The 25,481-nt window shown below is 43.5% G+C and carries 18 protein-coding genes and 1 other RNA gene; 10 read left to right on the top strand and 9 right to left on the bottom strand.

The genetic code is table 11. From position 1 onward, the window contains the following. Nucleotides 1-37 precede the first annotated feature (37 nt). From AC5JP1_RS03125 to ffs, 6 genes are all read right to left on the bottom strand, one after another. Nucleotides 38-1,870, bottom strand: coding sequence for an extracellular solute-binding protein (locus AC5JP1_RS03125; RefSeq protein ID WP_493843088.1), 1,833 nt, complete (start codon nt 1,868-1,870; stop codon nt 38-40). A gap of 316 nt (nt 1,871-2,186) precedes the next feature. After that, nucleotides 2,187-3,308 (bottom strand): 3-phosphoserine/phosphohydroxythreonine transaminase, encoded by a 1,122-nt coding sequence (gene serC / locus AC5JP1_RS03120; RefSeq protein ID WP_493843087.1) that lies wholly within the window; start codon nt 3,306-3,308, stop codon nt 2,187-2,189. A gap of 91 nt (nt 3,309-3,399) precedes the next feature. Beyond that, entirely contained in the window at nt 3,400-4,296 is an 897-nt protein-coding gene (locus tag AC5JP1_RS03115) for a DNA polymerase III subunit psi (protein WP_493843086.1), read from the bottom strand. Between the two features lie 123 nt (nt 4,297-4,419). Beyond that, complete coding sequence (locus AC5JP1_RS03110) at nt 4,420-7,374, bottom strand: M48 family metalloprotease (protein WP_493843085.1); 2,955 nt, start codon at nt 7,372-7,374, stop codon at nt 4,420-4,422. 40 nt (nt 7,375-7,414) lie between these two features. Beyond that, nucleotides 7,415-8,011, bottom strand: a complete 597-nt coding sequence (locus AC5JP1_RS03105; RefSeq protein WP_493843084.1) for a LemA family protein — start codon at nt 8,009-8,011, stop codon at nt 7,415-7,417. Between the two features lie 264 nt (nt 8,012-8,275). After that, an RNA gene (ffs, locus tag AC5JP1_RS03100) (signal recognition particle sRNA small type) lies at nt 8,276-8,372 on the bottom strand. Nucleotides 8,373-8,794: 422 nt separating this feature from the next. On the opposite strand from ffs, the gene AC5JP1_RS03095 reads away from it, so the two are divergent. Then, complete coding sequence (locus AC5JP1_RS03095) at nt 8,795-9,511, top strand: SIMPL domain-containing protein (RefSeq protein WP_493843083.1); 717 nt, start codon at nt 8,795-8,797, stop codon at nt 9,509-9,511. A gap of 102 nt (nt 9,512-9,613) precedes the next feature. Here the strand turns inward: AC5JP1_RS03095 and AC5JP1_RS03090 are convergent, their stop codons facing one another. Together AC5JP1_RS03090 and glnA are read right to left on the bottom strand one after the other, a co-directional pair. Beyond that, the gene (locus AC5JP1_RS03090) at nt 9,614-10,357 is read right to left on the bottom strand and encodes a DUF4124 domain-containing protein (RefSeq protein ID WP_493843082.1); all 744 of its coding nucleotides are present in this window, start codon (nt 10,355-10,357) and stop codon (nt 9,614-9,616) included. Between the two features lie 223 nt (nt 10,358-10,580). Continuing rightward, nucleotides 10,581-11,990 (bottom strand): type I glutamate--ammonia ligase, encoded by a 1,410-nt coding sequence (gene glnA / locus AC5JP1_RS03085; protein ID WP_319051963.1) that lies wholly within the window; start codon nt 11,988-11,990, stop codon nt 10,581-10,583. Between the two features lie 838 nt (nt 11,991-12,828). On the opposite strand from glnA, the gene AC5JP1_RS03080 reads away from it, so the two are divergent. The 5 genes from AC5JP1_RS03080 (at nt 12,829) to AC5JP1_RS03060 (ending at nt 17,298) form a co-directional block, all read left to right on the top strand. After that, nucleotides 12,829-13,452: an anthranilate synthase component II gene (locus AC5JP1_RS03080; RefSeq protein ID WP_319051962.1), complete on the top strand. Its 624-nt coding sequence runs from the start codon at nt 12,829-12,831 to the stop codon at nt 13,450-13,452. Nucleotides 13,453-13,550: 98 nt separating this feature from the next. Further along, nucleotides 13,551-14,672, top strand: coding sequence for an anthranilate phosphoribosyltransferase (gene trpD / locus AC5JP1_RS03075; protein WP_493843081.1), 1,122 nt, complete (start codon nt 13,551-13,553; stop codon nt 14,670-14,672). 71 nt (nt 14,673-14,743) lie between these two features. Then, a complete protein-coding gene (gene trpC / locus AC5JP1_RS03070) occupies nt 14,744-15,625 on the top strand; it encodes an indole-3-glycerol phosphate synthase TrpC (protein ID WP_493843080.1) in 882 nt (293 codons plus the stop codon). Nucleotides 15,626-15,728: 103 nt separating this feature from the next. Then, nucleotides 15,729-16,460 (top strand): Smr/MutS family protein, encoded by a 732-nt coding sequence (locus AC5JP1_RS03065; RefSeq protein WP_319051959.1) that lies wholly within the window; start codon nt 15,729-15,731, stop codon nt 16,458-16,460. A gap of 205 nt (nt 16,461-16,665) precedes the next feature. Beyond that, nucleotides 16,666-17,298, top strand: coding sequence for a DNA-3-methyladenine glycosylase family protein (locus AC5JP1_RS03060; RefSeq protein ID WP_493843079.1), 633 nt, complete (start codon nt 16,666-16,668; stop codon nt 17,296-17,298). A 70-nt stretch (nt 17,299-17,368) separates the two neighbouring features. Here the strand turns inward: AC5JP1_RS03060 and AC5JP1_RS03055 are convergent, their stop codons facing one another. After that, a complete protein-coding gene (locus AC5JP1_RS03055; protein WP_493843078.1) occupies nt 17,369-19,321 on the bottom strand; it encodes a mechanosensitive ion channel family protein in 1,953 nt (650 codons plus the stop codon). Between the two features lie 378 nt (nt 19,322-19,699). On the opposite strand from AC5JP1_RS03055, the gene AC5JP1_RS03050 reads away from it, so the two are divergent. From AC5JP1_RS03050 to AC5JP1_RS03035, 4 genes are all read left to right on the top strand, one after another. Further along, a complete protein-coding gene (locus AC5JP1_RS03050; RefSeq protein WP_493843077.1) occupies nt 19,700-21,619 on the top strand; it encodes a TonB-dependent receptor plug domain-containing protein in 1,920 nt (639 codons plus the stop codon). A gap of 346 nt (nt 21,620-21,965) precedes the next feature. Next, nucleotides 21,966-23,390: an adenosylhomocysteinase gene (ahcY, locus tag AC5JP1_RS03045; protein WP_493843076.1), complete on the top strand. Its 1,425-nt coding sequence runs from the start codon at nt 21,966-21,968 to the stop codon at nt 23,388-23,390. After that, nucleotides 23,374-24,255, top strand: coding sequence for a methylenetetrahydrofolate reductase (locus AC5JP1_RS03040; protein ID WP_493843075.1), 882 nt, complete (start codon nt 23,374-23,376; stop codon nt 24,253-24,255). Before ahcY ends, AC5JP1_RS03040 begins: the two co-directional genes overlap by 17 nt. A gap of 302 nt (nt 24,256-24,557) precedes the next feature. Then, nucleotides 24,558-25,427, top strand: coding sequence for a 16S rRNA (uracil(1498)-N(3))-methyltransferase (locus AC5JP1_RS03035; protein WP_493843074.1), 870 nt, complete (start codon nt 24,558-24,560; stop codon nt 25,425-25,427). Nucleotides 25,428-25,481 lie beyond the last annotated feature (54 nt).

Here is a 25,481-nt window from a genome sequence, read left to right as displayed (position 1 = left end):
GCTGTCAATAGACGCGGGATATTACTTTGAGCGCTGATTATTGCTTTAAATACTTATTGATGCGCCCTTCTGCTTCTTTATCAACCCACCAGTAGTCGATACCAACGGCATTGGTTGGCAAGGTTGCTGTATGGCGATATTGGTCCCAATACGCCACATTGGTCCCAGACTTGCCATATAATGGCACGACATAATGACCCGCTCGCAGCAACCGATCTAGCACTTGCGTATACAGTACAATCTCATCGCGGTCTTTAGCACTACCAAGTGCAGCAACGACCTTATCGATGGCAGCATTTTTGATACCAGCGCTATTGTGATTGCCTGGCTCATCAGCGGCAGTGCTACCCCAAAACGCAGCCTGCTCAGCACCAGGAGATAAACTTTGAGCGAACACGTCAACGACCATATCATAGTCAAATCGGCGCATACGCTCATAGTACTGCGGCCCGTCTACTTGACGCAAACTTGCATCAAACCCCAAACGCTTTAGATTACGAATATAGGGCAATAATACACGGCCCATGGTCTCACCCGTCATCAGCATCTCGATCTGGGCGCGCTGACCATCAGGCTGATATAACTTCATATCGTCATAATAAAACCCAGCCGCCAGTAGTAACTGCCGCGCTTCTAACAATCCTGCACGATTAAAACCATTGCCGTCACTGGTAGGCAGCTGCCATTCGGCTACTGTTGCTTTGCGCTGAATAGGTTCAAGCTCAGACAATAGAGGCGTTAGTACCTGCATCTCTGCGTCAGACGGTGTGCCTGTTGCGGCAAGCTCCGAGCCATGAAAAAAGCTCTGCAATCGCTCATACTGACCATGAAACAAAGTTTTATTCATCCATTCAAAGTCATAAGCCGCTGTTAAAGCCTGACGAACCCTAATATCTTGAAAGATCGGTCGACGCATATTCATGACCAGCGCTTGCATCGGCACTGGGTTTTGACTGGTTATCGTTTCTTTTTTGATCAGTCCTGCTTTTACCGCTGGGAAGTTATAGCCGCTTACCCAGTTCGAGGCTTTGTTTTCGGGGCGGAAGCGGTATTGACCAGACTTAAAACCCTCAAAAGCAATCTCATCGCTTTGATAATAAACAAACTTAATCATGTCAAAATTATAGCGACCGCGATTGACCATCAAATCACGGCCCCAGTAATTAGGGTCACGTATATAACTGACTGAACGGCCTGCATCAACGCGCCCTAATTTGTAAGGGCCACTGCCCATTAAGGGCGTCAGGCTAATGGTCTCAAAATTTGCATCGATTGAGGATTTGGCAAAGATAGGAAACTGTCCGACTGTTAGTAATATTTCTTTGTTTTCAGTAGAGGCAAAGACGAACTTTACTTGCTGATTATCGACAATCTCAACGTTCTTAATATCTCCCAAGTAACTCCGGATGTACATGGGACCCTTATTCAATAGCGCATCAAAAGTTGCTTTGACATCGTAACTGGTCACAGGTGATCCATCCCAAAAACGGGCTGCAGGATTAAGATGATAAATAATCCAGCTCGTATCATCTGGGTCGTAGGTCACTTTGCTTGCTAGCTGCGGATACATGGTAAAAGCTTCGTTCAGTGAACCCGTCATCAATGTATCGTACAGATAATCGGTACCGATCATTGCCACACCCGTGGTCATCCATTTGTTAGCACTGTTGAACGTGCCGCGGGCATCGAGAGAGAGCGTACCCCCTGATGGTGCTCTTGGATTGGCATAGGGCATGTAGGGTGCATTAACGTACTCGGTAGGGCTATTATGCCCAAGCGCTGTCTTTGTAATGGGCGCAGCGATACTGCTTGGTATCCAGCTGACAGTGACGGTTAGCAACGCAGCTTTTAGCAGAGTATATTTTATCATCATGCTCTTCTAATCGACCTCTGTGCTAACCAATTTAAGTACAAAAAATGAAATACTGACGGCAAAATATCATCATCGCAAAATTTTATCATAACAAACTTAGGTTTTTTAACCTAATGGTTTGCTATGTTGCCCAGTATAGATGTCGCATTATCAATCATAAATATTTAAACTTATGCTAGTAAATAGACTCACAAAAAAGGCGCAACCGTTATCAGTTGCGCCTACTTACTTATAAGTTTATGTACTTGCGTCCTTCGACATTGAGACATTGAGGTACGTATTAAATTCTATAGCCACCTCTTGATCGACTTACTTAAGCGTGTTTTTGTTCAAACGCGATCATAAAGTCAACCAGCTGCTGTACCCACTCAAGCGGTACGGCGTTGTAAATACTGGCACGCATACCACCCACATCACGATGGCCCTTTAGATTGAGTAGGCCGGCTTTTTCTGACTCTTCTAAAAACACCTTATCCAGACTACTGTCCGCTAACGTAAACGGTACGTTCATGATAGAACGGTACTGAGGGTCTACTGGGTTGTTATAAAAGCTACTGTCATCAATTGTTTTGTAGAGTAGATCTGCTTTTTGTTGATTGATCTTACCGATAGCAGCGACGCCGCCCTGCTCTTCTAACCAATCAAATACCAATCCAGCCAAGTACCAAGAATACGTTGCTGGTGTGTTAGACATCGACTCTTTATCTGCTTGGTGCTCATAACTCAGCAGCATAGGGCACCACTCGCTAGCTTGCCCAAGTAAATCATCACGGATAATGACGATAACCAAACCTGCAGGACCAATGTTCTTTTGAGCACCCGCGTAGATCATACCGAATTTGGACACATCGATAGGCTGCGACAAGATAGAGGATGACATATCAGCAATGATTGGCGCCTCTACTTGTGGCGGCTCAAATATCTGCAACCCATGAATGGTCTCGTTGGCACAGTAGTGAAAATAAGCAGCATCTTCACTTACGCGCCAGTCACTTTGAGGCGGTACGCTAGTAAAGTTGCCTTCTTTGCCAGTTGCAACCAAGCTAATTTCACCCAAACCGAGCGCTTCATAACGCTTGGCTTCTTTGATTGCCTTACCTGACCACGCGCCTGTCGTCAAATAATCACCACGCCCATTATTTAATAGGTTTAATGGAATAGCAGAGAACTGCAAGCTGGCACCGCCTTGCAAAAACAGCACTTTATAGTTGTCTGGTATCTCCATAAGCGTGCGTAGCTTGGCTTCTGCTTTATCAGTGATTGCCATGTATTCTTTACTACGATGACTCACTTCCATGACCGATAGGCCACGTCCTTGCCAGTCAAGCAATTCACTCTGGGCGCGCTCTAATACCGCTGTTGGCATCGTCGCAGGTCCAGCACAGAAGTTTGGTAAGCGATGTGGTGAGGTACTGTCAGTTGGGTTGGTGGGCATAGTCACGATCCTAGGTATAGGGAAATAAATAAGCTTATTTTATTTCGGTTTGTTGATAAAAAAGGTATAGCAGTATTAGTGTAGACGTATTTTACAAAGATATCTGTTCCCACAACTGTCGTTTAGTATCACTGTCTGCAAGCATATCGTCTAGTGTCGGTACGATAGTCAGATTGGGATGATAAAGACCATCAGGTAGCGCCGTCAATGCAGCAACTTGTATCTCTTCGCGCAGACCGATTCGAAAGATATAACCAGCAAGACTGGCATTAGCAAGCTCAGCTGTGTCCATACCAGCGCAAATAGGGAACGACGTCGTCTCATGAGTGAGTGATAACGCTTGGGTAATATTTTGCCACAGCTTTTGGCTGTCACTATTGAGTGCTTGAATATCTACCAATATCACCCAGTCACCATAACGGCCACCTTGCAAATTGAATGGCGCTACCTTCTTTGAGCCAGCATCATTATTACTGCCTTGAGCAAATGAATGCATCGCTACAGGTTCGGTTGTCGACTGCCCTGTTTCATTGATGGTTGATTGGTCTGGCTCTATATTTGAGGTATCATCGTAACTTGAGGTATTGTCATATTCCGACAGCGTATCAAAGCTATATGTGACGGGGTTTTGAGCGCTGGCTTGCGGCGCACCGTCATCTCTTCCATCAACATCACTACTGATGTCGTCATAGCTTGTGATATCAGAACTTACGATATCAGAGCTATCAGTATCATAATCCATCAGTGACGGATCTACTACGTCTATAGAATCGGTACTCGTTAACTCAGTATTTCTCGACTGGTCACTTGCTAACTCAATAGTAGGATGGTCAGTATTTGATTGATCAACTGGTACTGCCGCAATATCCGCTATATTTATGGTTTTTGACGCAGGCTGCACCCAGTGATCGATACCCATCATCGCTAGTATTTGGCGTTGCTGCATACGGCGCTGCAATACATTCAGTGGGTCTTGGATATCACTCATACGACTCTACTGTCCTGGTTATGTTGTCTATACTATTTACAGATGGTGTTATGGTTTTGATGGCACAGGCATCATACTATCTATTGAGCGCGAATCATCGCGCAAGAATCAATCAAGCATGAGTCAAAAAAGCTCTCGAACACCCAGCCAGTATTCTGCCATCGCAAGCAAACAATCATACTCATCTTGGCTGATTATCGTATCGTGTAGCATCACAGTATGCAATGTACTTAGCCACTGTCGATAGTCATTATGAGTAGGTCTGAGTGCATCAGTATCATTATAATCTATTTGACTGTCATGCTGTTGTCTCTCTTGATCATTATCAACATTCTGAGCACTTTTGGAGCCATTGATCGACTGTTTGGTAATAACAGGAACGGCAGCAACAACTGCCAATAACTGTATACTATTTAAGTGTTGAGCAGTCAACAATAGCCATTGTAAGTTTGCATCTGTAACTGTCGACAGATCGATATCAATCAAGCGCACATGACGTCTCAAGTCAACAATATAATGCACCACACTCTCATCACCTTCACTCAATCGCGACCGAGCATGCATTGAGATCATCTGACCTTTGGCATCTTTTGATAATCGATAAGCCAGTAACACTATAATCGATACCTCAGCTGTATTGAGACTTTCAAATACCTGTCCTGACGGATCTAGCTGCGTACATATGTCTTTTATACCAGAACTCAGTGTCTCTAGCTCCAAAGATGGCGCGTCTGTATCGTGTAAAACCTCAGACAGCATCGGTAGCAATTGCAGTAGATGTAGCGCTTGCCATAATGAAGATATTGGTGACTGCTGCTGCGCCAAAGCTGCCAAATCATTCCAAGAAGTCGAGCTTGAATAAATGATGTCCTTAACTGACTTTTTGTCAGATAAATGATGAGTGAGGCATTGGGTGACATCAGATGTAAATTGTTGGTTCAATAAACTTAATATCCCTTGCTGATAACGCAACAACATCGTACGGCAGTTCTCTTGTTGTTTATAGTACTGATGGCTGTCATGACTATGATTATCATGACTCTTGTGCTTTAATTTTTTTATGAATGTTTCAGATAAATCATGTTGTCTTAGTTGCTTTAATGCAAGCTCAATCAAAGCGCTATCTAGACGTCGATCCACACTGGCAACTTGCGTCAATAGCTTAGTATCTACCCTATGTGATAAAAGCTGCTCATCGCTAGAGTTGTTAGTTTCCACCGCGCCAGCCGCGCTCCAAATATCTATCAAACTATAAAACACATTCGTTGATAGTGGTCGCCTTTGATGACAAAGCATAACTGCCTCAATCAATGCCAGCGCGCCTAGAGGATGATGGCTATGATCGATGATGTATTGCGGTAGTAATACCTTTTGCCTATCGCTGATTTCTACCAATGTATTTTTTGGTAAATCAACATCAGGTTTTGCTTGCCATGGCTTTAGCGTACTATCGTCATCTACAGATACAGCTTCTAATTGTAAGCGACCATCAATAATCTTGTCTGTCTCTTGAGTGAATTCAAGAGCTTCGTCTGCTTGATAACTGTTTTTATTTTTGTGACTATCAGAAATAGATCGCTGTTCGCAAGAACTATCATTACAGTACCCCTTTATGGGCTCATCTATGCTCTCATATTCAGTGCTACTTTTTTGACTGAAACTTGAAGGTAATCGGCGTAAAGATTGATTTGTTATTTTTGTTTTTTTGCTTAGGCTATTTTGAGTAGTCACTGCCTCTGCTTCACCCCAGTTACCTATTCGGCGCTGCCTATATATTTCTTTAATTTTTTGTTGGTTGAGACGTTTTTCTGTCGCCACTTGTATGGCAAAGTCATGATAGGCATCTACATTAATAGCACTCATACGCTCGGTTAAGCTTGGATGAGTGGCAAACCATGATACGTCTCCCAAATCAGCACCACTACTGGCAAAGAAAAAATGACTAAGCCCATTGATATCGGCAATACCAGTCAAACGTGACCCAAGCGAGTCTTGGTGAATGGCTTTTAAGGTCTCTAAAATGGCAGGTGTGCGCGTCAATTGTACGCTGGTTGCATCAGCGAGTAGCTCACGCTGACGGTTAAAGCTATGCTTAATCAGCTGAGCACTTGCCATGCTCGAGAAGCTCAAACCATGCAGCAGCAATGTCCACATACTACGCGGGGCACGTCGATCAAACGTTGGTTTATTTTGCACCCACTTAGATTGACGCTTGGCAGACGACTGCTGTTGCTGCGACTGTGTCTGCCAGTACGTCACCCACTCACTATGTGTGGTAAAACTGGCCGTTTGCGCTTCTGTACTGCGTGCAAGTACATCAACCTGCCTTTGTGATAGTGACTTTTGGGAGGTGGTATCGCTATCAAAGTAGCGGTGATTAGAGATCGGATCACTCCAGTCATACAGTATTTGCAAACCTGCCAGCACCACCATCAGTTTTAAATTAAAATTGGCATCACCATGCAAAATATGACCATACTCATGACCAATGAGCCCATATAGCGCTTCATCAGATAGTTTATCTAGCGCTCCTTGGGTAACGACAAGTACCATATCTTGACTGTGGCGACCAGCGACAAAACCATTAATACCTTGCTCATCAGGCAATACATATAGTATTGGTGTACTCAGTCCCGACGCAATTGCTAGTTGCTGTGCTATTTCATAATAGCGCCGATAAACTGGTGGAAAGTCACGCTCGTCACTTACTGCAATATGGCGCGCGCTATAACGAACCTTGTCTTCACTTTTATGTTGATGCGTCACCCCTTGACTGTGCTGCCAGGGTACCTGACTATTATCAATGAACAATCTAACGCCCCCTACCCGCTGAGCAATAGCACGTCCACCCGCTCTTAAGCGCTGATACTCTAAAAAACTACCAACAAAAAAACTGCCTAGCGTCAGGATAATAACCAGTATCAATACCCAGCGGTATACACCGCCTGTAAATATCGTCAATAGTAGGCCCATGACAGCGAGCGCTACTGCAATATGAGCAAGCACAATTAAAAAAAACAGCCCATATAGCAATAGACTGCGCCGCGTACGTATGCGCTGCTCACCAAAAAAATCCATGATCGTAGGCTACCTAGTATTTGCTAAATTTGTCGAAGCCTTAGCCCATATTGACGTTCGGTGCTTGAGCAATGGCTTCTCTGTCCTCGAACACTAAAGGACTGAGCGGACGAAAGCCAAAGGTCGTACTGACAAGATTATTAGGAAATACTTCTCGGTCATTGTTATAGAACATGACGCTGTCATTGTAATGCTGGCGGGCAAAACCGATTCGGTTTTCAGTATTGGTCAGCTCATCCATGAGCTCCTTGATCATCCTATCGGCTTTGAGCTCAGGATAGGCTTCCACAACTGCCGAAAACTGACTTAGCGCTTTAGACAGCATCCCTTCTGCTTTGGCAAACAGTGCCATATGCTCTAGTGAATCTGGCTGATTTTTATTAGAATCTTGTAAGTCTTGAGCATGATTACGCGCGCTAATCACTCGTGTCAGCGTCTCTTCTTCGTGGCTCAAATAACGCTTAGCAGTTTCGACTAGGTTTGGAATGAGATCATGACGACGCTTTAATTGCACGTCTATTTGAGCAAAGCCGTTCTTTGCTTGGTTACGTGCGCGTACCAATCTATTAAATACTGACACGCCAAATACGACTACCAGTACTACAAACGCAATGAATAGCCAAACAAACATTTTCATAACCAAACCTCAAAGTGTCTAGAATGTTAATAAAAGTTAATACATTGTATTTTAACTCATATTAACCAATGAAGCTTTTGAATTGAACAAGAAATTAAGTGGCACATCAAACCAAAGCTTGGATGAAATTTTGGACAAAAAAAGCCCTCTGCAATGAAGGGCTGGGCAAATCGTAAAAGCATTTCAAATAAAAACTAGCTTTAATAAAAAGTATCTTTAGTGCTTTGTCGATGTCAGTATCAAATTTTAGGCAAAAAAAAGCGACTCCATCAGCACATCCTCGGCACACATTATAACTATTACCGTTGCTACCTTCCGGTCCTGGCGGGATTCATAGAACAATGTTGCGAGGCTACCAATGGAGCCACCGGATGTAGATTATACAAGGATTTTTTTATTTTGCAACCCCTGCGGCCAAACTGCTTTTAATAAGTCGGTTATAGCTCCCACTCAAACGATGTTTTTTCTTCTGACACTGACCAAAGCTTGGTGTCTAACCCATTATCCGTAGCTCGTAAAAAACGCTCAATCGCACAAAACACTATTAGTGCTCTAAAGAATAAAATCCTGCTAAAACCGCCACGATTATATTAATGGTTTAATTTAATAACTGAGTAACGTAGCTCACAAAATTCTCACAGCAAATCAGACAGATTTTGCTATTTTAGGGAATGAAGTTGCACACATGTCAACATTTAGAGCACAAAAGAGACAGCTTCTCATATAAAAATGGATGGTAAGACATTCATATAAAAATTAACAAAATCAATTAAGGAGATAATGATGAAAAACACGTTACTTAATAAAGCAGCGCTAGCGTCTGGTACGGTTTGTCTAATGACGGCAATGATGGGAAGCGCCCATGCAGAACCAACAGGCTACGATCAACTGACATTTCAGACAGAAATAAAAGAAGAAATCCAGAACGACGAAGTACGAGCCAGCTTGTACAAAAAGGCGCAGGCAACGGATGCCAAAATGCTAGCCACGACGCTCAATACCTCAATTAATAATGCCATAAAAATTGCCAAACGCTATCCTAGCGTTACTGTGACCACAGGACAACAACGTACCTATCCACGCTACGATAAAAACGATAAAATCATCGGTTGGACAGGTCAAGCAAATATAGATTTGAAAAGTACCGATTTTGCCGCTACTAGCCAACTTATTGCTGATCTACAAGCAACCTTGGTCATGGACAATTTGAACTTTGGTGTCTCAGATACCAAAAAAGATGCGTTAGAGCAAAAACTAATGACGGAAGCCTCCCGCGCATTTCAACAGCAAGCTAAGAGCCTTACCCGTGCTTGGGACGCGCGTGGCTATCGTGTCATAAATGTTAACTTAAACACTGGTAGTAACTACCCACGTCCTATGTACAGCGCCATGAGCATGAAATCAGGCATGGCAGACGAGTCAGTACCAAGCCAAAGCTTTGAATCTGGTAACAGTACCATCTCAGTCACTGCTAACGGTACCATCGAGCTAACCAAGTAAGTTAACTTACCTCTCAAATAATCAACTGACATTAAAAAAGGCAAGCATCATCGGTGGTGCTTGCCTTTTTATTTGGCGAATGATATCTATCTCAATTAGTCGTTACTGAGACTGAGCCACTTCCTGTTGACGCAGTTTCAACAGTACCTTTTGATACCAAGGCAAGTTCTGATAAGCCAAGAGCTGCTGCGCAATTTTTTTATTGTTTTGTAGTGTCGTATTGTTTTGGATGACGTATACCGTACGTGTGACTTGCCGTAGCACCTGACCAGTTTTATTTTGTATGACCACTTTGATCGTATGGGCACCTGGTAGCACATCTACAGTCCCAATCGACGCGCTCAATCCTTGTGCTACTTCCTTATCATCTAGATAAATACCCACGCTGTCATCCGCTTGTAGCGCAGGATTAACCTGTACAGCGACATCGATACTTTGCGCTGGACGACGATAGGCTCTTTCTTTGCTAGGCTCAGCAATTGCCAATTGATAGTTTACTGGTGCGTTGGTCTGAGTATTGGCGGCAGAAGCCGTAGGAGTGACTCCCATTTGTGATACATTCGATGGCAGGCTATTTGCATTAGAGCTACCTGCCATGCTAGAGCTGGCTGACCTGCTTGTCTCATTGCCTGTCGTGATAGACATCTGACTGACTTGTTTGCCAGCTTGCTGCTCATAATCCTGCGGTCGATCGGTAAAAGTGACTTGACCGGTTTGCTCATCAACCACTTTATAGATAGGTGCTGCATTGCTTAGCGGTGCATAAAGACTTGCTATCGCAGCAACCATCAATAGTCCTACCTTTACATTGCCTTGTATAGAGTGTTGCGTTGATAACAAAGTCATGGTCAATCAGCCTAATTAGTGTCTGCTATTAATATAATAGTATATCAATCATTATGCGATATTTTCGATGCAAAATCAGCAATGTTTGGTGTGGCTTCACTATTCATCTCAAATAGCATTATCTGATGCTAGTACATTCTTGTCTTAACGGCACAAAAAAACCAGCCAAGATTAACTTGACTGGTTCTTTCTTGTTGAATTAACTCAACAGATTAATTCATTATTAGCAGCTGTAGTACATATCAAACTCAACAGGATGCACAGTAACATTCAGGCGTTGTACTTCTTCTTCTTTCAATGCAATAAAGGCTTCTAGCATATCTTTAGTGAACACGTCACCTTTTAATAAGAAGTCGTGATCATCTTTCAATGCTTGTAGTGCAACATCTAAACTCTCTGCAACCGTTGGGATCTGTGCTTCTTCTTCTGGTGGCAAGTCATACAAGTTCTTGTCAGCAGCTTCGCCTGGATGCATCTTGTTCTGAATACCGTCAAGACCTGCCATCAATAGCGCAGCAAATGCTAAGTATGGGTTAGCTGTTGGATCTGGGAAGCGAGCTTCGATACGTACCGCTTTTGGGCTACTTACATGTGGCACACGAATAGACGCTGAACGGTTAGACGCTGAGTAAGCAAGCTTAATAGGTGCTTCGTAATGTGGCACCAGACGCTTGTAGCTGTTCGTTGATGGGTTGGTAATTGCGTTCAATGCACGAGCGTGTTTGATGATACCACCAACAAAGTACAATGCTGTCTCAGATAGACCGGCATATTCATCACCAGAGAACGTGTTTACGCCATCTTTTGAGATTGACATATGAACATGCATACCTGAGCCATTATCACCAACGATTGGTTTTGGCATAAAGGTCGCTGTTTTGCCAAACTGGTGAGCAACGTTATGCACCACATATTTCAATTGCTGAACTTCATCCGCTTTACGTACCATCGTGTTGAATGCAACACCGATTTCAGACTGGCAAGAAGCAACTTCGTGGTGATGAACTTCGACGCGGCCTTCACCAACAATTTCTTCGATACGTTCACACATAACAGAGCGCATGTCATGCGAGCTGTCGATTGGTGGTACTGGGAAGTAACCGCCTTTGACACGTGGACGATGCGCCATGTTGCCCCATTCATACGACTCATTAGTCGACCATGCTGCTTCTTCAGCAGTGATCTTATGACTAACGCCAGACATGTCAACTGACCACTTAACGTCATCAAATACGAAGAATTCAGGCTCAGGACCGAAATACGCCGTGTCACCGATACCAGTAGACTTCAAATACTCTTCTGCGCGGCGAGCAATAGAACGTGGGTCACGATCATAGCCTTGTAGCGTTGATGGCTCGATGATATCGCAAGTTACGACGACAGTAACTGCATCAAAGAACGGATCGATAAATGCCGTTTCTGGATCAGGACGCAAGATCATATCAGACGCTTCGATACCTTTCCAACCAGCGATAGATGAACCGTCAAACATTTTGCCATCTTCCATGACATCTTCATCAACAGTAGATGCTGGAAAGCTGATGTGCTGCTCTTTGCCGCGTGTATCAGTAAAGCGAAAGTCAACCCATTTAGCATTAGAGGATTGAATAAGATCTAATAATTTGTTCGACATACATAATCTCCGTTGTGTTGGTCACGTTATTGCAATTTAAAATTATTGGTACCATTTTCTTGTTCAAGTATTCCAAGTGTACTCTTTTCAATACCAAACAGCGCATTCGATATTATGCTTATTATCAGCACTATTTATCGTATTAGTCAAGACACTGATCTAAGACGTTTACTTAATTAGACCCGCTCCATCTTAATAGTCTAAAATACGCCAAGTCAATTCTAACGTCATTCTAGCAGTATATAACTGATAATACTGAACGCTTCAGGCACTTATTGACGATCACTGATTAACGATCATTTGAGACCACTTTTTGTAATCATAGACAATCATAGCAGCGTCAATGCAAAGGGTGTGCCAATATATTAAATTGATTACCAAAAATCGGCTCATACAAATGCTTATTTTCAATAATTACAGCGTCTTATAATAAAATCCAGTAGTTGTCAGCAGTAATATTTATTCAATCGCCTTTTATTTTGCTTTTACTTAACGCACCAACAGTAAACATAAAGCACCAAGTTAGTGCTAATGACAGTCGTAATGATGCCATTGTTCTGTTGTGGTGCGCTATCAAAATATTAAGTTACGATTTTATTTGTAATAATTAACCCAGGTCGATCAGTATGATAAAAAATCTATTTCGAGCCTCGGTTGCCTAGCTTGTATGTGTCCTACATTTGATAGCGGAGAAAATAGTGGTAAGATAACGGCGGCGTCCAGAAGCCGAGAACATCATGGCTTGTTGATGTTTGCTATTTGATGCTCTCTATCAATATCTACCCCATATGTATGCCCCATTCTGAGAAGTATAAAAAACCAATAATTTGGAACGCTCATGATTCTGATGATCGATAATTACGATAGTTTTACGTACAATATCGTACAGTACTTCGGTGAATTGCAACAAGACATCATGGTTTGGCGTAATGATCAGGTCACTATTGAGCAGATTCAGACCCTTGCCCCTACTGTGATTGTTATTGGCCCAGGTCCTTGCGACCCTGATCGCGCTGGTATTTCGCTAGAGGTGATTGAAGTGTTCAAAGGGATGATTCCTATACTTGGTATTTGCTTGGGACATCAGGCTATTGGGCAAGCATTTGGTGGACAAGTTGTTAAAGCTGGTGAAGTCATGCATGGGCGGTTATCTGCTGTGTATCATAATGACCAAGGTATATTTTCTGGACTACCCAACCCATCAAAAGTGACACGTTATCATTCACTCGTCATTGACAAGAGTAGCCTACCCAACTGTCTTGAGCTCACTGCATGGACACAGAGCAGTGACGGTAGTATCGGAGAAGTCATGGGTATTCGTCACAAAGAGTTGGCTGTAGAGGGCGTCCAGTTCCATCCTGAGTCAATATTGAGCGAAGCAGGTTACCAGTTGCTCAATAACTTTTTGCAGACTCATGGTTTGGCTACCCTGACATCCGATGAGCTACCACAAGTTGGTTAGATCTAACTAAAAGCATGTCGATAAAAAATACTGTTTGCATAAACTCATTCCAAATTTCACACAGATTTACATAAAGAATAATCATAAGCGAGATCATAATGAATACAACAAAAACAGAAGAAACGCACACCCCAGAGAGTATCGAAAAACTGTCTGACGACCAAACGCATCAACTGCTAACGTCAGCGCTCGGTAGAATTTTTCAGCATATTGACCTAACCTTTGATGAGATGTATCAAGTGATGCTTATCATCATGCAAGGCAGATGTAGTGATGCCATGATGGGCGCTATCTTGACAGGTCTACGCATGAAGGGTGAATCGATCGATGAGATTACCGCATCAGCCAGTGCCATGCGTGCACTAGCCGCCAATATTGAACCAAAGAACTGCGATTATTTAGTTGATATCGTTGGTACTGGCGGTGATGGTGCTAATTTATTTAATGTTTCGACTGCATCAGCATTAGTGGTCGCGGCGGCTGGCGCTCAGGTTGCCAAACACGGTAATCGCGGCGTCTCGACCAAGTCTGGTAGCTCAGACTTGCTTGAGCAGGCAGGTATCAGTCTAGCGCTTAGTCCAGCACAAGCAAAAGACTGTATTGAGAACGAAGGTATTGGCTTTTTGTTCGCTCCCAATCATCACAGCGCCATGCGCTATGCCAATCCTGTGCGCCGTGAACTAAAAGCGCGCACGATCTTTAATATTTTGGGACCATTGACCAATCCAGCAGGTACGCCTAACCTAGTCATCGGTGTGTTTACCGCGCAGTTGTGTGAGCCGATCGCAAAAGTAATGAAAAACCTAGGTGCACGTCATGTCATGGTTGTCGGTGCAAAAGATGGTCTAGATGAGATCAGTCTGGCAACGTCGACCACAGTCGCTGAACTGAAAGATGGAGAAATCTCTGTTTATGAGATGATGCCAGAAGACGCAGGTATCGAATCCCAAACCCTGATCGGTCTCGATGTTGATTCTCCAGCGCAAAGCCTTGAGCTTATTCGCGCCGCTCTGTCTGGTAATGATACTCATGATCGCGCCGTCCTCAAAGCACGTGACATGATTGCGTTGAATGCAGGTGCGGCGATATATACTGCAGGCCTTGCCAGTAACTACCCTAATGGTGTCAGCCGAGCACAAAAAGTCATACAAAATGGTGATGCTTTACTTAAACTTGAATCTTTGGCTGCTTATACACAACAGCTCGTGGCTCAGGATTAGTTTACTGCCATTCATAAAACATAAACTTGTTCATTAGTTTCTACTCAATTTAACGATATTCGGACACTCGTATGACCACAACTCACTCAGACATACCTTCGGTACTACAACGCATCGTCGCCACCAAAGTAGAAGAAGTAAAAGCAGCTCGTGCAGCACTACCCCTTGAGGATTTGCAAGCACAGGTCGCAGCGGATCATAAATCCCGTCGTGGATTTGCAGCTGCCTTACGTGCCGTCAGCTCTACGAGCAATGGCGTTGGTATCATCGCTGAGATCAAAAAAGCTTCACCATCTAAAGGGGTCATCAATCATAACTTTACCCCTACTCTGTTTGCTCAGCAGTACGAGCAAGCAGGCGCCACCTGTCTGTCCGTGCTGACAGATCGTGACTACTTTCAGGGCGATGACATCTACCTGATTCAAGCAGCCAACACCTCAAGCCTGCCAATACTGCGCAAAGACTTTATGATTGATGCGTATCAAATATATCAATCTTACTTGATGGGTGCTGACTGTATTCTGCTCATCATGGCCTGCTTAGACGATGCACAAGTACAAGAGCTGCACGCGCTAAGTATCGAGCTTGGTATGGATGTATTGATAGAAGTACATACCCAGTCCGAACTTGAGCGAGCCCTACAATTGCCACGTTCAGAGCATAATATCTATGGTATCAATAACCGTGATTTGAATACGTTCGATGTGGATCTACAAACCACGCTTGATCTAAAAAGCAGGTTGATCGAAGCACTCGCTACTGATAGTGATGCAGATAACGCTGATAAAAAACCGCTGATCGTGACCGAAAGTGGTATTCATAGTAGCGATGATATTCGTCTGATGCTCAACAATGAAATTCAGCACTTTTTGATCGGTGAACAGTTTATGAAAACCGACCATCCTGGACAAGCGTTACAATCCTTACTTGCGGGCGTTACAGTAGACGAGTAAAGTAACTCACATATTCAAGCGGCGATAGCACCAAATAGTTTCTACAAAGCAGGCGTGCTATCAGCTAACCCAACATTCATTAATCAACGATACGTTAACTTTTATGTCAAACTCTCTGTTTTCAAAAGAAATGCAAGACCAGCTCAAAGAACTAAAAGGCCAATTGAGTAAAGGTCGTGATACCAATTCACCTGAAGGTGAGAACCAAAAACCAACTGAGCCTGTATCACTATTGACTCAAAAACAAGTCAAAAAAACCGTCAAACAGCTCGATAGCGAACATATCGATGATGATAAGGTGCTGTTCATGCAAGCCATGCACGGGGTGAATCAGTTAGAAGACAAGAACGTCCGCTCACCTGCTAGCACAACTAAAGCAGGCAAACCTGATGCAGCGACACTTTCAAAACGTGCAGCAGCTCAGGGTAGCGAAGCCAGTGATTTAGGTGCAGGATTGTCAGATATGCAAGCCCTACTGAATCCTGTTGCAGCTGAAGCTTATTTGTCCTATAAGCAGCCAACGCTCCAAAACAAAATTTTCGATCAGCTTAAAAAAGGTAAGTTGCGCTGGTACGATGCAGTAGATATTCATGGCTGTACGATAGAAGAAGCGCGCGATGCCATGACTAAGCTGCTGAGCCAAGCAAAACAAAGTAACGAGACCATGGTAAAAATCGTACATGGCAAAGGTAGTGAAGCAATTCTAAAAACCTGTATCAACGGGTGGTTGCGTCAATTACCAGAAGTACTGGCCTTTTGCTCTGCACCGCCAAAAGACGGCGGTAATGGCGCTGTACTCGTATTGCTCAAGAAGCCAAAGGCAGACGGCGAATAGATTACTCGCTAACAATTGAGCGGTATTAAAAAAAGGACTACAACCAAGTAGTCCTTTTTTTGTCTGTAGCTTATACATTTTTCTAATTGTTTAACGTTTAGCCCTCTGCCTACTAACGTTTAGCCACTTGCCTACTGATATAAACCCACCACTCTTTGCTATGATATCCATCAAAATATCTACTCATTAGAAAAGCGATCTTATTATGAGCATACAAACTATTGAAAACAGTCAAGAGCTACAGGAGAACATCACTGCGTTGATTGCTATTGAGCCAAAATTTGCCTCCGTCTATGAACAGGTAGGCACACCTAGTCTAAGACACAATGCAGGTGGGTTTGAGCAGTTGATGAGAGCGATGGTCGGTCAGCAATTATCTGTAGCGGCGGCGGCTAGTATATGGCAACGTTTGGTTAATGCAGAGTTAATAACGCCGCAGGCAATACATCAAGCGACGGACGAAGACCTGAAAGCTCAAGGACTATCTAAACAAAAAACCCGCTACGTCCGCTCATTAGTCGATCATGATATCGACTTTGCAGCATTGGAAACCTTACCAAATGAAGAGGTTATAACAACCTTGACAGCTGTGATAGGCATTGGCCGCTGGACTGCTGAGATGTACTTATTATTTTCTTTAAAGCGTGCAGATGTGTTTGCTGTTGATGATCTAGCCATCAAAGTTGGCGCCATGCATTTACTAGGATTAGCAGAACGACCAACACCTAAGCAACTCAAAAACCTTACTCAGCATTGGTCACCCTATCGCAGCGCTGCCAGCCTACTGCTTTGGTCATACTACGGCTCACTACGTAATAAAACCGCTGTGCCGTTGTAACAACTACTGTCATGAAACATGATGCTATTGAACACAACTCTGTTGAACTTCACACCTGTCGGCATAGCGCTTATGGTTGATTCCATATAGAGAGATTGAATTTGTTTTTTGTGTGCTTAAATTTACTTTTTCTAAGCATATGGCTTTTATGTTTTAATGCTTTAAGCGCCCCTTTTCTGGTAACGGTTGCCATAGATGAATTGGGTTTACTGGTATCGTTTTTGATATTGTCGTTAAGGCCAGTACTAGCATGATTGTCACTGCTGTCTGTGCTTACCGTTGTCTCATCACCATTACCGCTGCTATCATTTGACGTATCTTCTTCTATTGTTTCATCTGCCGTACTGTCTATATGATGTTCAAGCTCAGCCTGATTGACGATCAGCTGCTGGGTGGGCAATGCATGTTCGACCTTGTATTTTGCCACTTGGTTCAATACCTCAACGAACAATACATTTTGCTTGTCATAGAAATCAACGACGTTATTGGCGTTAAGATACGCCTGTAGCTGAATCACGTAACAGTCTTGACGCAGCTCTGAAATATTGACTTGGTTCCACTCTTGGTTGGTCATGTCATGTTCTTTTAGGAAATTATCCAAATCTGTGACCATTTTGAATACCACATCGATATCAGCGGTACGTTTGAGATATAGCTTATGGTAAAACTGAAACATATCACGAGAGGTAAAGTTTTCAATTTGCATCGACGAAAAATCACCATTCGGTACGGTGACAATCGTTCGTGATAAGGTGCGTACGCGCGAGGAGCGAATACCAATATCGATAACGGTGCCTTCGTAAGTACCAAACTTACAATAATCACCGATACGTACGGGCGAATCTGCCACCACCACGACACTACCAACGAGGTTTTCAATAGTCTTTTGCGCACCAAGTGCTAAGGCTAAACCACCCACACCCAATGCAGCAATACCAGTCGTCAAGTCAAAACCCAAATTGCCAAAAATCACGATGACCGCAAATATCAATAGCAACGCTTTGACCACTTTTCGCATCAGTCCCAGTATCGAGACACGCTCAGTGTAGTTTTTCTTATAGCTTAGATTGACCGCGCGCGTAAATATAGCATCGATAACCCGCAGCAACAGCCAAGTGGTTGCTACCCATGAAGCAATATCAGTAAAGCGATTGACAGGCTCACGCAGCGTGACTGACACGCCAGCATAGACCATAACCTCTGACAATATCAGCGCCATAATAACGACAGCAAGTGGTAATATTACTTTGTTCGGTAATGGTAATGGCGTACCACGCACACGAGGATAAGTGATTCTTAGTAAATGATACAGTAGCCACACAGCAATATACGTGAGCACAAAACTACTCACAATCATCGTTAGCGCAGCGACCAAGTCAGCCAACTGATAGCCAAAGAGTTTTTTGCCGTCAAGTGAGTCAAAGGTATAACGCGATACCAACGTCGGCTCAGTATTTTCTATGACTTCTGGTACGGAAGCGAGCGTTTCACTTGAGAACTGCCAGTACTGCTCGTTATCTTCGGATACTACTCTTTCTAGTAACAATGACACGTTTTTTTCACCAATACTGATCACACCCACATTTTCTTGGTTAGGTGGTAACTGGTCGGTGAGATTACCACCAGGCAGATTACTAATCTGCAAATCAGGTTGGAACCGCCCTCCTGCATCCAATGCTTGTTTGAACTGACGCACAACGGTCGTTGGATTATCAGACTTAGATAGGTTTAGGTAGTTACTCGCCAGCAAATAATCGTTTTCGCCCAGCGCACTGATAAATCCTTGCACGGTATCACGCGGCGTATCGCGCCCAAATGAATCAGGTAATGGTCCACTTACCATCTCTTCACTACTGTCGCCACCTACCCCAAGCGCGCCTGCCTCAAGAGCAAAAGCCTTATTGGGCACCGCAATACCCACTATCGTGACCAACAAAAGCAAAATAACTGCTAACGGTATTTTAGTAATGGCGTTTAGTGAAAAAAACGCAGTAGTAGACGGCAGATTATGCTTAGTAGACAAGGCAAACCTCTTAACTTTATAGGTGGCACGATGAAGAACATATAATATCTGTACTATGATAACAATTATTTATAACAGCAGTGCTTTTGATTATGCGTTTTTGTTGTCATCTATGTGAATGAGCGATCCTAATTATTCATCTCTCTCCATAATCAAGAGGAAGTTACCTTTGATCAAAGGATCAACATCTCATCATGAATTCCACTCACGCTACCCTGAATAAATATTAAGTTAAAGTGGTTTATAAAGTGCTAACTTTTATAGATAATGAGCGCAGCCTTACTTATATGCTTTTTTTTGTAACTTTTAATGCCCATCACATCACAATAGTTACCTTTTATTTTTGCCATCCTTTATGGGATTACTCTGGAATTGATTATGTTTTTTTCACGTTCGTCATCGAATACCTATCTTCGTCTAAGTATCTTAAGTGCGCTTGGCTTACTTGCAGTAAATACCGCAATGGCAGCCATTTCTGAAAACGCTTCCATCAATGATAGTAACCTACCACAAGTTGAGCTTGATGAAATTGTCGTGACAGCCACTCGCACACCTACTAAGACAAGTAATGTAATTGCGCAGACACGGGTGATCGATAAGGAAGAGCTACAACGTTATCAAGGTCAGACTGTTTTGGACGTACTCAAACGTCAACCAGGCGTCGCTTTTAAACAAAACGGTGGTCTTGGTACTACTTCAAATTTTTACATGCGCGGCTACGACAGCAAACAAATTCTCGTGTTAATTGATGGTATACGTTATAGCTCAGTCAGCGCTGGAGGCGCCGCGTTAAACTTGCTACCTGCTGATCAAATTGATCGAATTGAAGTTCTCTATGGAGCATCAGGTTCTAGCATCTACGGTGCGGATGCGATGGGCGGTGTCATTCAAGTATTCACTAAAGGCGGCAATATAGATCGAAGCAGTATGTCAGTTACCGCAGGTATCGGCTCAAACGATCATTATGTATACGGTGCAAGCGCACAACTTGCCAATACTAATGGTACTACATTAAGCCTTTCAGCCAGTCACAACGAAACAGATGGTATCAATGCGACCCGTCCAGATCCCAGTAATCAAAATGACCCTTATAATAAAGACGATGATGGTTTTGAGAGCGACAGTGTAAGCTTAGCAGTCAATCAGCGTTTTAGCGACACGTTACTGACAGGTGCTAGCATCTTGTACAGTAAATCCACTACTGAATATGACGATGGTACTTTTGAAGACGCTCATGCTGATCAAGAAAACGGCGCAGCACAAGCTTATGTCGACTGGCAATATATGCCTGATGCCTCTGTTAAGCTCCAATATGGTCACTCTATTGATAAAAGCGAGTCTTATGCTAAGTATCCAAATGTATTCGATAGTACTCAAGACCAGATTAGCTTAGTTGGTAAAAACAAGCTGCTAGCTGGTGAAGGTGTTTATGGTCTCGAATACCTCACTCAAGACTTAGACAGCACGGCTTACAGTATTGATGACCGTAATGTCAAAAGTGCCTTTGCTGGCTATGTCATCGCCAATGACCGCTTTGATGCACAAGCCAACCTACGCTACGATGATGACTCACGCTATGGTGATGAAACCACCTATAATTTGGGCGGTGCAATGCATCTTAGTCCTGATTTCCGCGTTGGTGCGAGCTATGCTAAAGGCTTCCGCGCACCTGTTTTTAATGATTTAAGCCCTGTATATAGTGGTAACCCCGATCTAAAGCCTGAAACTAGCGACAACTACGAAGCTTTTGCTGAATACAACACTCTGCTACAGTCTACACGTCTCACTGGCTATTATAATGATGTTGAAAATTTAATCAGTTACGTCGCAAGCCCTACGCCTAGCAATCCTTATGCAGGAGCTAGTCAAAATATCAATGAAGCTAAAATCAAAGGTATCTCATTAACTTCTGACTGGGAAATGAACGACTATCTGTTTGGCGGCAGCTATGATTACCAGAAGGCAAAAGACAATAGTGGTGGAAGTGATGATGGCAACTATCTTCCCTATCGCCCTAAGCATCAGGGATTGGTATATGTCGGATACCGTCTACCAAGTTTAGATATACGCGCTGAATATCAGTATGTGGGAAACTATTACAGCAGAATTACCAATACTGACGCTCAATTTGTGGACAATTATGGACTGTTGAATATCAGTGGTAACTACAAACTTACTGATAACTTGTCTATGACTGCACGTCTAAATAATATTACTAACGAAGATTATATAACAGATATTGGCTATAATACTGACGGTATTAACTACTTTACCTCTCTAACCTACAACTGGTACTAATTTTGGCTGAGTAGTATCAAAAAACATCTAAATATAAAAGGTCATCTACAGGTGGCCTTTTTTTATACCTATGAAAAGTATACAGAGGCTTATGCCATGACTGCCTATCATTTATCTCAGTCAATAGGTGACAATTAACCACTCATCTATTACAATAACGACCTCCGAGAGGTGTTGCGCCATAATAGTGATTTACTGCATTAATATTCTAAAGTTATGCAATCACAGGTTATGTTAGGCTCGGTTAACTGTCGAGAGACCATATTTTTAGTCGCTCACAGCGCAAACAACGGCACCTGCGTTTTTATTCTTTTTATCATTCGTTAACCACTGATAGGAGCATATTATGGACGCAGTGTCTACTACACCATCTGCCCATACGATCGATCCCTCTTTCACTGACTATAAAGTCGCTGACATTAGCCTTGCTGATTACGGCCGCCGTGAAATCACGCTAGCCGAAGCCGAAATGCCTGCCCTAATGGGTTTGCGTCGTCGCTACGAAGCAGACCAGCCGCTTAAAGGCGCGAAAATCGCTGGCTGTATCCACATGACCATCCAAACGGCTGTCCTTATCGAGACACTAGTCGCGCTAGGTGCTGAAGTACGCTGGACATCATGTAACATCTTCTCAACTCAAGACCATGCTGCTGCGGCTATCGCTGCTGCTGGTATCTCTGTCTATGCTTGGAAAGGCGAAACAGAAGAAGAGTATGAATGGTGCCTACGTCAGCAAGTACATGTTGGCGGCGAAGCGTCAGGTCAGCTTTGGGACGCCAACTTAATCTTGGATGATGGTGGTGATTTGACCGCTCTTATCCATGATGATTATGCTGAGCTTCTTGATAACATCCATGGTATCTCAGAAGAGACCACCACTGGTGTACATCGTCTGGTTGAAATGCTTGGCAACGGCACACTCAAAGTACCTGCCATCAACGTCAACGATGCAGTTACCAAGTCTAAAAATGATAACAAATACGGCTGCCGCCATAGCTTAAACGATGCTATTAAACGCGCTACCGACATGTTCCTTGCTGGTCGCCGCGCTTTGGTTATCGGTTACGGCGATGTAGGTAAAGGCTCTACGCAGAGCTTACGCCAAGAAGGCATGATCGTACGTGTCTCAGAAGTTGATCCTATCTGTGCCATGCAGGCATGTATGGACGGCTTTGAAGTATTATCACCATACATCGACGGTGACAACACTGGCGGCGCAGACAACATCAACAAACGCTTGCTTGAAGACACTGACATGATCGTCACAACCACTGGTAACTACCATGTTTGTGATCGTCATATGCTAGCAGCCCTAAAACCTGGTGCTGTTGTATGTAACATCGGTCATTTCGATACCGAAATCGACACTCAGTTTATGCGTGACAACTGGCGCTGGGTTGAGATCAAACCACAAGTGCATCAAATCTTCCGCTCAGATGACGAAAACGATTATTTGATCTTGCTTGCTGAAGGTCGCCTAGTAAACTTAGGTAATGCTACTGGTCACCCATCACGCGTAATGGACGGCTCATTTGCCAACCAAGTATTGGCTCAAATGTACTTGTTCGAAGAAAAGTTCGCTGATCTGCCCACTGATGAGCGTTTTGACAATTTATATGTCAAAGTATTGCCTAAGAAGCTGGACGAAGAAGTAGCCGCTGCTATGGTTGCAGGTTTTAACGGTACCCTAACTAAGCTGACCGAAAAGCAAGCTGAGTATTTGGGTGTGCCCGTTGAAGGCCCGTTCAAGCCTGATGCTTATAAATACTAAAAGGAGCCTGACTGTGAGTAAGCCTGCTTTCTCCTTTGAGTTCTTTCCTGCAAAAACCGAGCTGGGTCACGAAAAGCTTCTCAGAACTTATGATGAGTTGAATACGCTGTCACCAGCGTATTTTTCAGTGACCTACGGTGCTGGTGGTTCGACCCGCAACCGTACCTTAGATATCGTAAAAGCACTAAGCGCACGCGGAGATACCGAAATTGCGCCGCACATGTCTTGTATCGGTGACGACAAGTCTGAGATCGCTGAATTGCTTGAGTTTTACAAAAGCTTAGGGATCAGACGTCTTGTCGCATTGCGTGGCGACTTGCCATCAGGTCAGGTGGGCATGGGTGAGCTACCATTTGCGGTAGATTTGGTAAAGTACATTCGTGAGCATTCAGGGGATCACTTCCATATCGAAGTGGCTTCCTACCCTGAGATGCACCCACAAGCGCGTAGCTTTGAGTTTGATATCGATAATCTGGTAAATAAATACCAAGCTGGTGCCAATGCGTCGATTACGCAGTTCTTTTATAATGCAGACAGCTATTTATATCTGCGTGACACACTAGAGAAACGTGGTATCAATACCAACGCACAGCCATTGGTGGCTGGTATTATGCCAATCACCAACTCTAGCAATCTGATACGCTTTGCTGATAGCTGTGGTGCTGATATTCCACGCTATGTACGTAAACGCTTGGCTGACTTCGGCGACGACAACAAAGCCATCCGTGAGTTTGGGTTTGATGTGGTATATCGCTTATGTGAGCGCTTGATTAGCGAGGGTGTGCCAGCCATGCATTTTTATAGCATGAACAAAGTTGAGCCAAACAAACGCTTGGTTGAAGCACTAGGCCTAACTGCTGAGTAAAATCAACTGCTTAGTTGTTGATATTTAAGTACAAATCTAATTGATTGATCGTTAACTGGCGCTCTTAGGAGTGCCAGTTTTTTATTGGAAAAATTTTGGACTATTACCTTTTATATTTTATAGGATACACTTTATCTTAATTATTTTTTTATTTTTCCTTCACTGTGCGATAGTATTGTCTATATACCGAGTGGCTGCATTAAACAATAATTATCATAAAAGCCATGCCTTTAGGTGTCTCAAGTGATATTCTATGGACCCGATAATAAACGCTCCCAATCAAACAATAGGAATAAGACCTCGTGCGACGTTTTTTTTATACCATTGATAGTGACAACGCCGATGCCCCGCTACTGCCTAAACTGAGTGAACTGTCTCAGGGTAGCGATATTGAATTACCAGACAGTATCATTCATCACTGGTGCCGAGTTCTGCGTGCCAATGTCGGTGATCAGGGCATCTTGTTTGACGGATTTGGTGGTGAGTATCAGGTACAGCTACAGACAATCAGTAAGAAGAAAGCAACTGCTACCTTACTCTCTCACTTTAACGAAGATCGCACGGCACCTATCATCAGCAAGATTGGGTTGGTGATGAGTCGCGGCGAACGTATGGATTACGCCATTCAAAAAGCAACAGAGCTTGGTGTAACTGCCATACAACTGCTCAGCAGCCATCATGGTGAAGTTAATTTAAAGCCTGCACAAGTTGAAAAAAAGCTGGCACATTGGCAACAAGTGGCCATAGCAGCCTGTGAGCAGTGCGGTCTCAACCGCCCGCCACTTATCCTGGCTCCATTGTCTATTCGTGACTGGCTAGCCCCTACTGAATCCTCAAACAACAAGACAGCAGTCAGCCCTATTGTCTCTACACTCAGTAAAGACAAGTACTATCAAGTACTTGAGAGCACAGCAGATTTACGGTTGCAAATGAGTGTACCGGCAGCAGGTCAACCTGCCAAACCAGAGATACTGGAAACTGTACTTAAACAAGAGACACCCTATATTGAACTATTGATTGGTCCTGAAGGTGGGCTTAGCGATGATGAGTGCCAAAAAGCGGAGTCAGTAGGTTTTGCCCCTTGGCAAATCGGTACTCGAGTGTTGCGTACCGAGACCGTACCTGTCGTCGCTTTGACGACCTTACTCGCCTTGTATAGTTATAATAAATAATCAATAATGATAGTCATTATCTTTTAATTCATGATTAAAGTACAACTTTTGTTT

The sequence above is a fragment of the Psychrobacter sp. H29 genome, from assembly GCF_059073055.1.
Note: the sequence above shows the minus strand (reverse complement) of the source record. Positions and strands in the feature narration are given on the sequence as shown.

Bases quoted from the DNA above. Each gene is read 5' to 3' on its own strand.
- trpC (WP_493843080.1), top strand. From the start codon at position 14,744: ATGACCACAACTCACTCAGACATACCTTCGGTACTACAACGCATCGTC.
- serC (WP_493843087.1), bottom strand. From the start codon at position 3,308: ATGCCCACCAACCCAACTGACAGTACCTCACCACATCGCTTACCAAAC.
- AC5JP1_RS03110 (WP_493843085.1), bottom strand. From the start codon at position 7,374: ATGGATTTTTTTGGTGAGCAGCGCATACGTACGCGGCGCAGTCTATTG.
- AC5JP1_RS03125 (WP_493843088.1), bottom strand. From the start codon at position 1,870: ATGATAAAATATACTCTGCTAAAAGCTGCGTTGCTAACCGTCACTGTC.
- AC5JP1_RS03050 (WP_493843077.1), top strand. From the start codon at position 19,700: ATGTTTTTTTCACGTTCGTCATCGAATACCTATCTTCGTCTAAGTATC.
- AC5JP1_RS03080 (WP_319051962.1), top strand. From the start codon at position 12,829: ATGATTCTGATGATCGATAATTACGATAGTTTTACGTACAATATCGTA.
- glnA (WP_319051963.1), bottom strand. From the start codon at position 11,990: ATGTCGAACAAATTATTAGATCTTATTCAATCCTCTAATGCTAAATGG.
- AC5JP1_RS03105 (WP_493843084.1), bottom strand. From the start codon at position 8,011: ATGAAAATGTTTGTTTGGCTATTCATTGCGTTTGTAGTACTGGTAGTC.
- AC5JP1_RS03095 (WP_493843083.1), top strand. From the start codon at position 8,795: ATGAAAAACACGTTACTTAATAAAGCAGCGCTAGCGTCTGGTACGGTT.
- AC5JP1_RS03040 (WP_493843075.1), top strand. From the start codon at position 23,374: ATGCTTATAAATACTAAAAGGAGCCTGACTGTGAGTAAGCCTGCTTTC.
- AC5JP1_RS03115 (WP_493843086.1), bottom strand. From the start codon at position 4,296: ATGAGTGATATCCAAGACCCACTGAATGTATTGCAGCGCCGTATGCAG.
- trpD (WP_493843081.1), top strand. From the start codon at position 13,551: ATGAATACAACAAAAACAGAAGAAACGCACACCCCAGAGAGTATCGAA.
- AC5JP1_RS03090 (WP_493843082.1), bottom strand. From the start codon at position 10,357: ATGACTTTGTTATCAACGCAACACTCTATACAAGGCAATGTAAAGGTA.
- ahcY (WP_493843076.1), top strand. From the start codon at position 21,966: ATGGACGCAGTGTCTACTACACCATCTGCCCATACGATCGATCCCTCT.
- AC5JP1_RS03060 (WP_493843079.1), top strand. From the start codon at position 16,666: ATGAGCATACAAACTATTGAAAACAGTCAAGAGCTACAGGAGAACATC.
- AC5JP1_RS03065 (WP_319051959.1), top strand. From the start codon at position 15,729: ATGTCAAACTCTCTGTTTTCAAAAGAAATGCAAGACCAGCTCAAAGAA.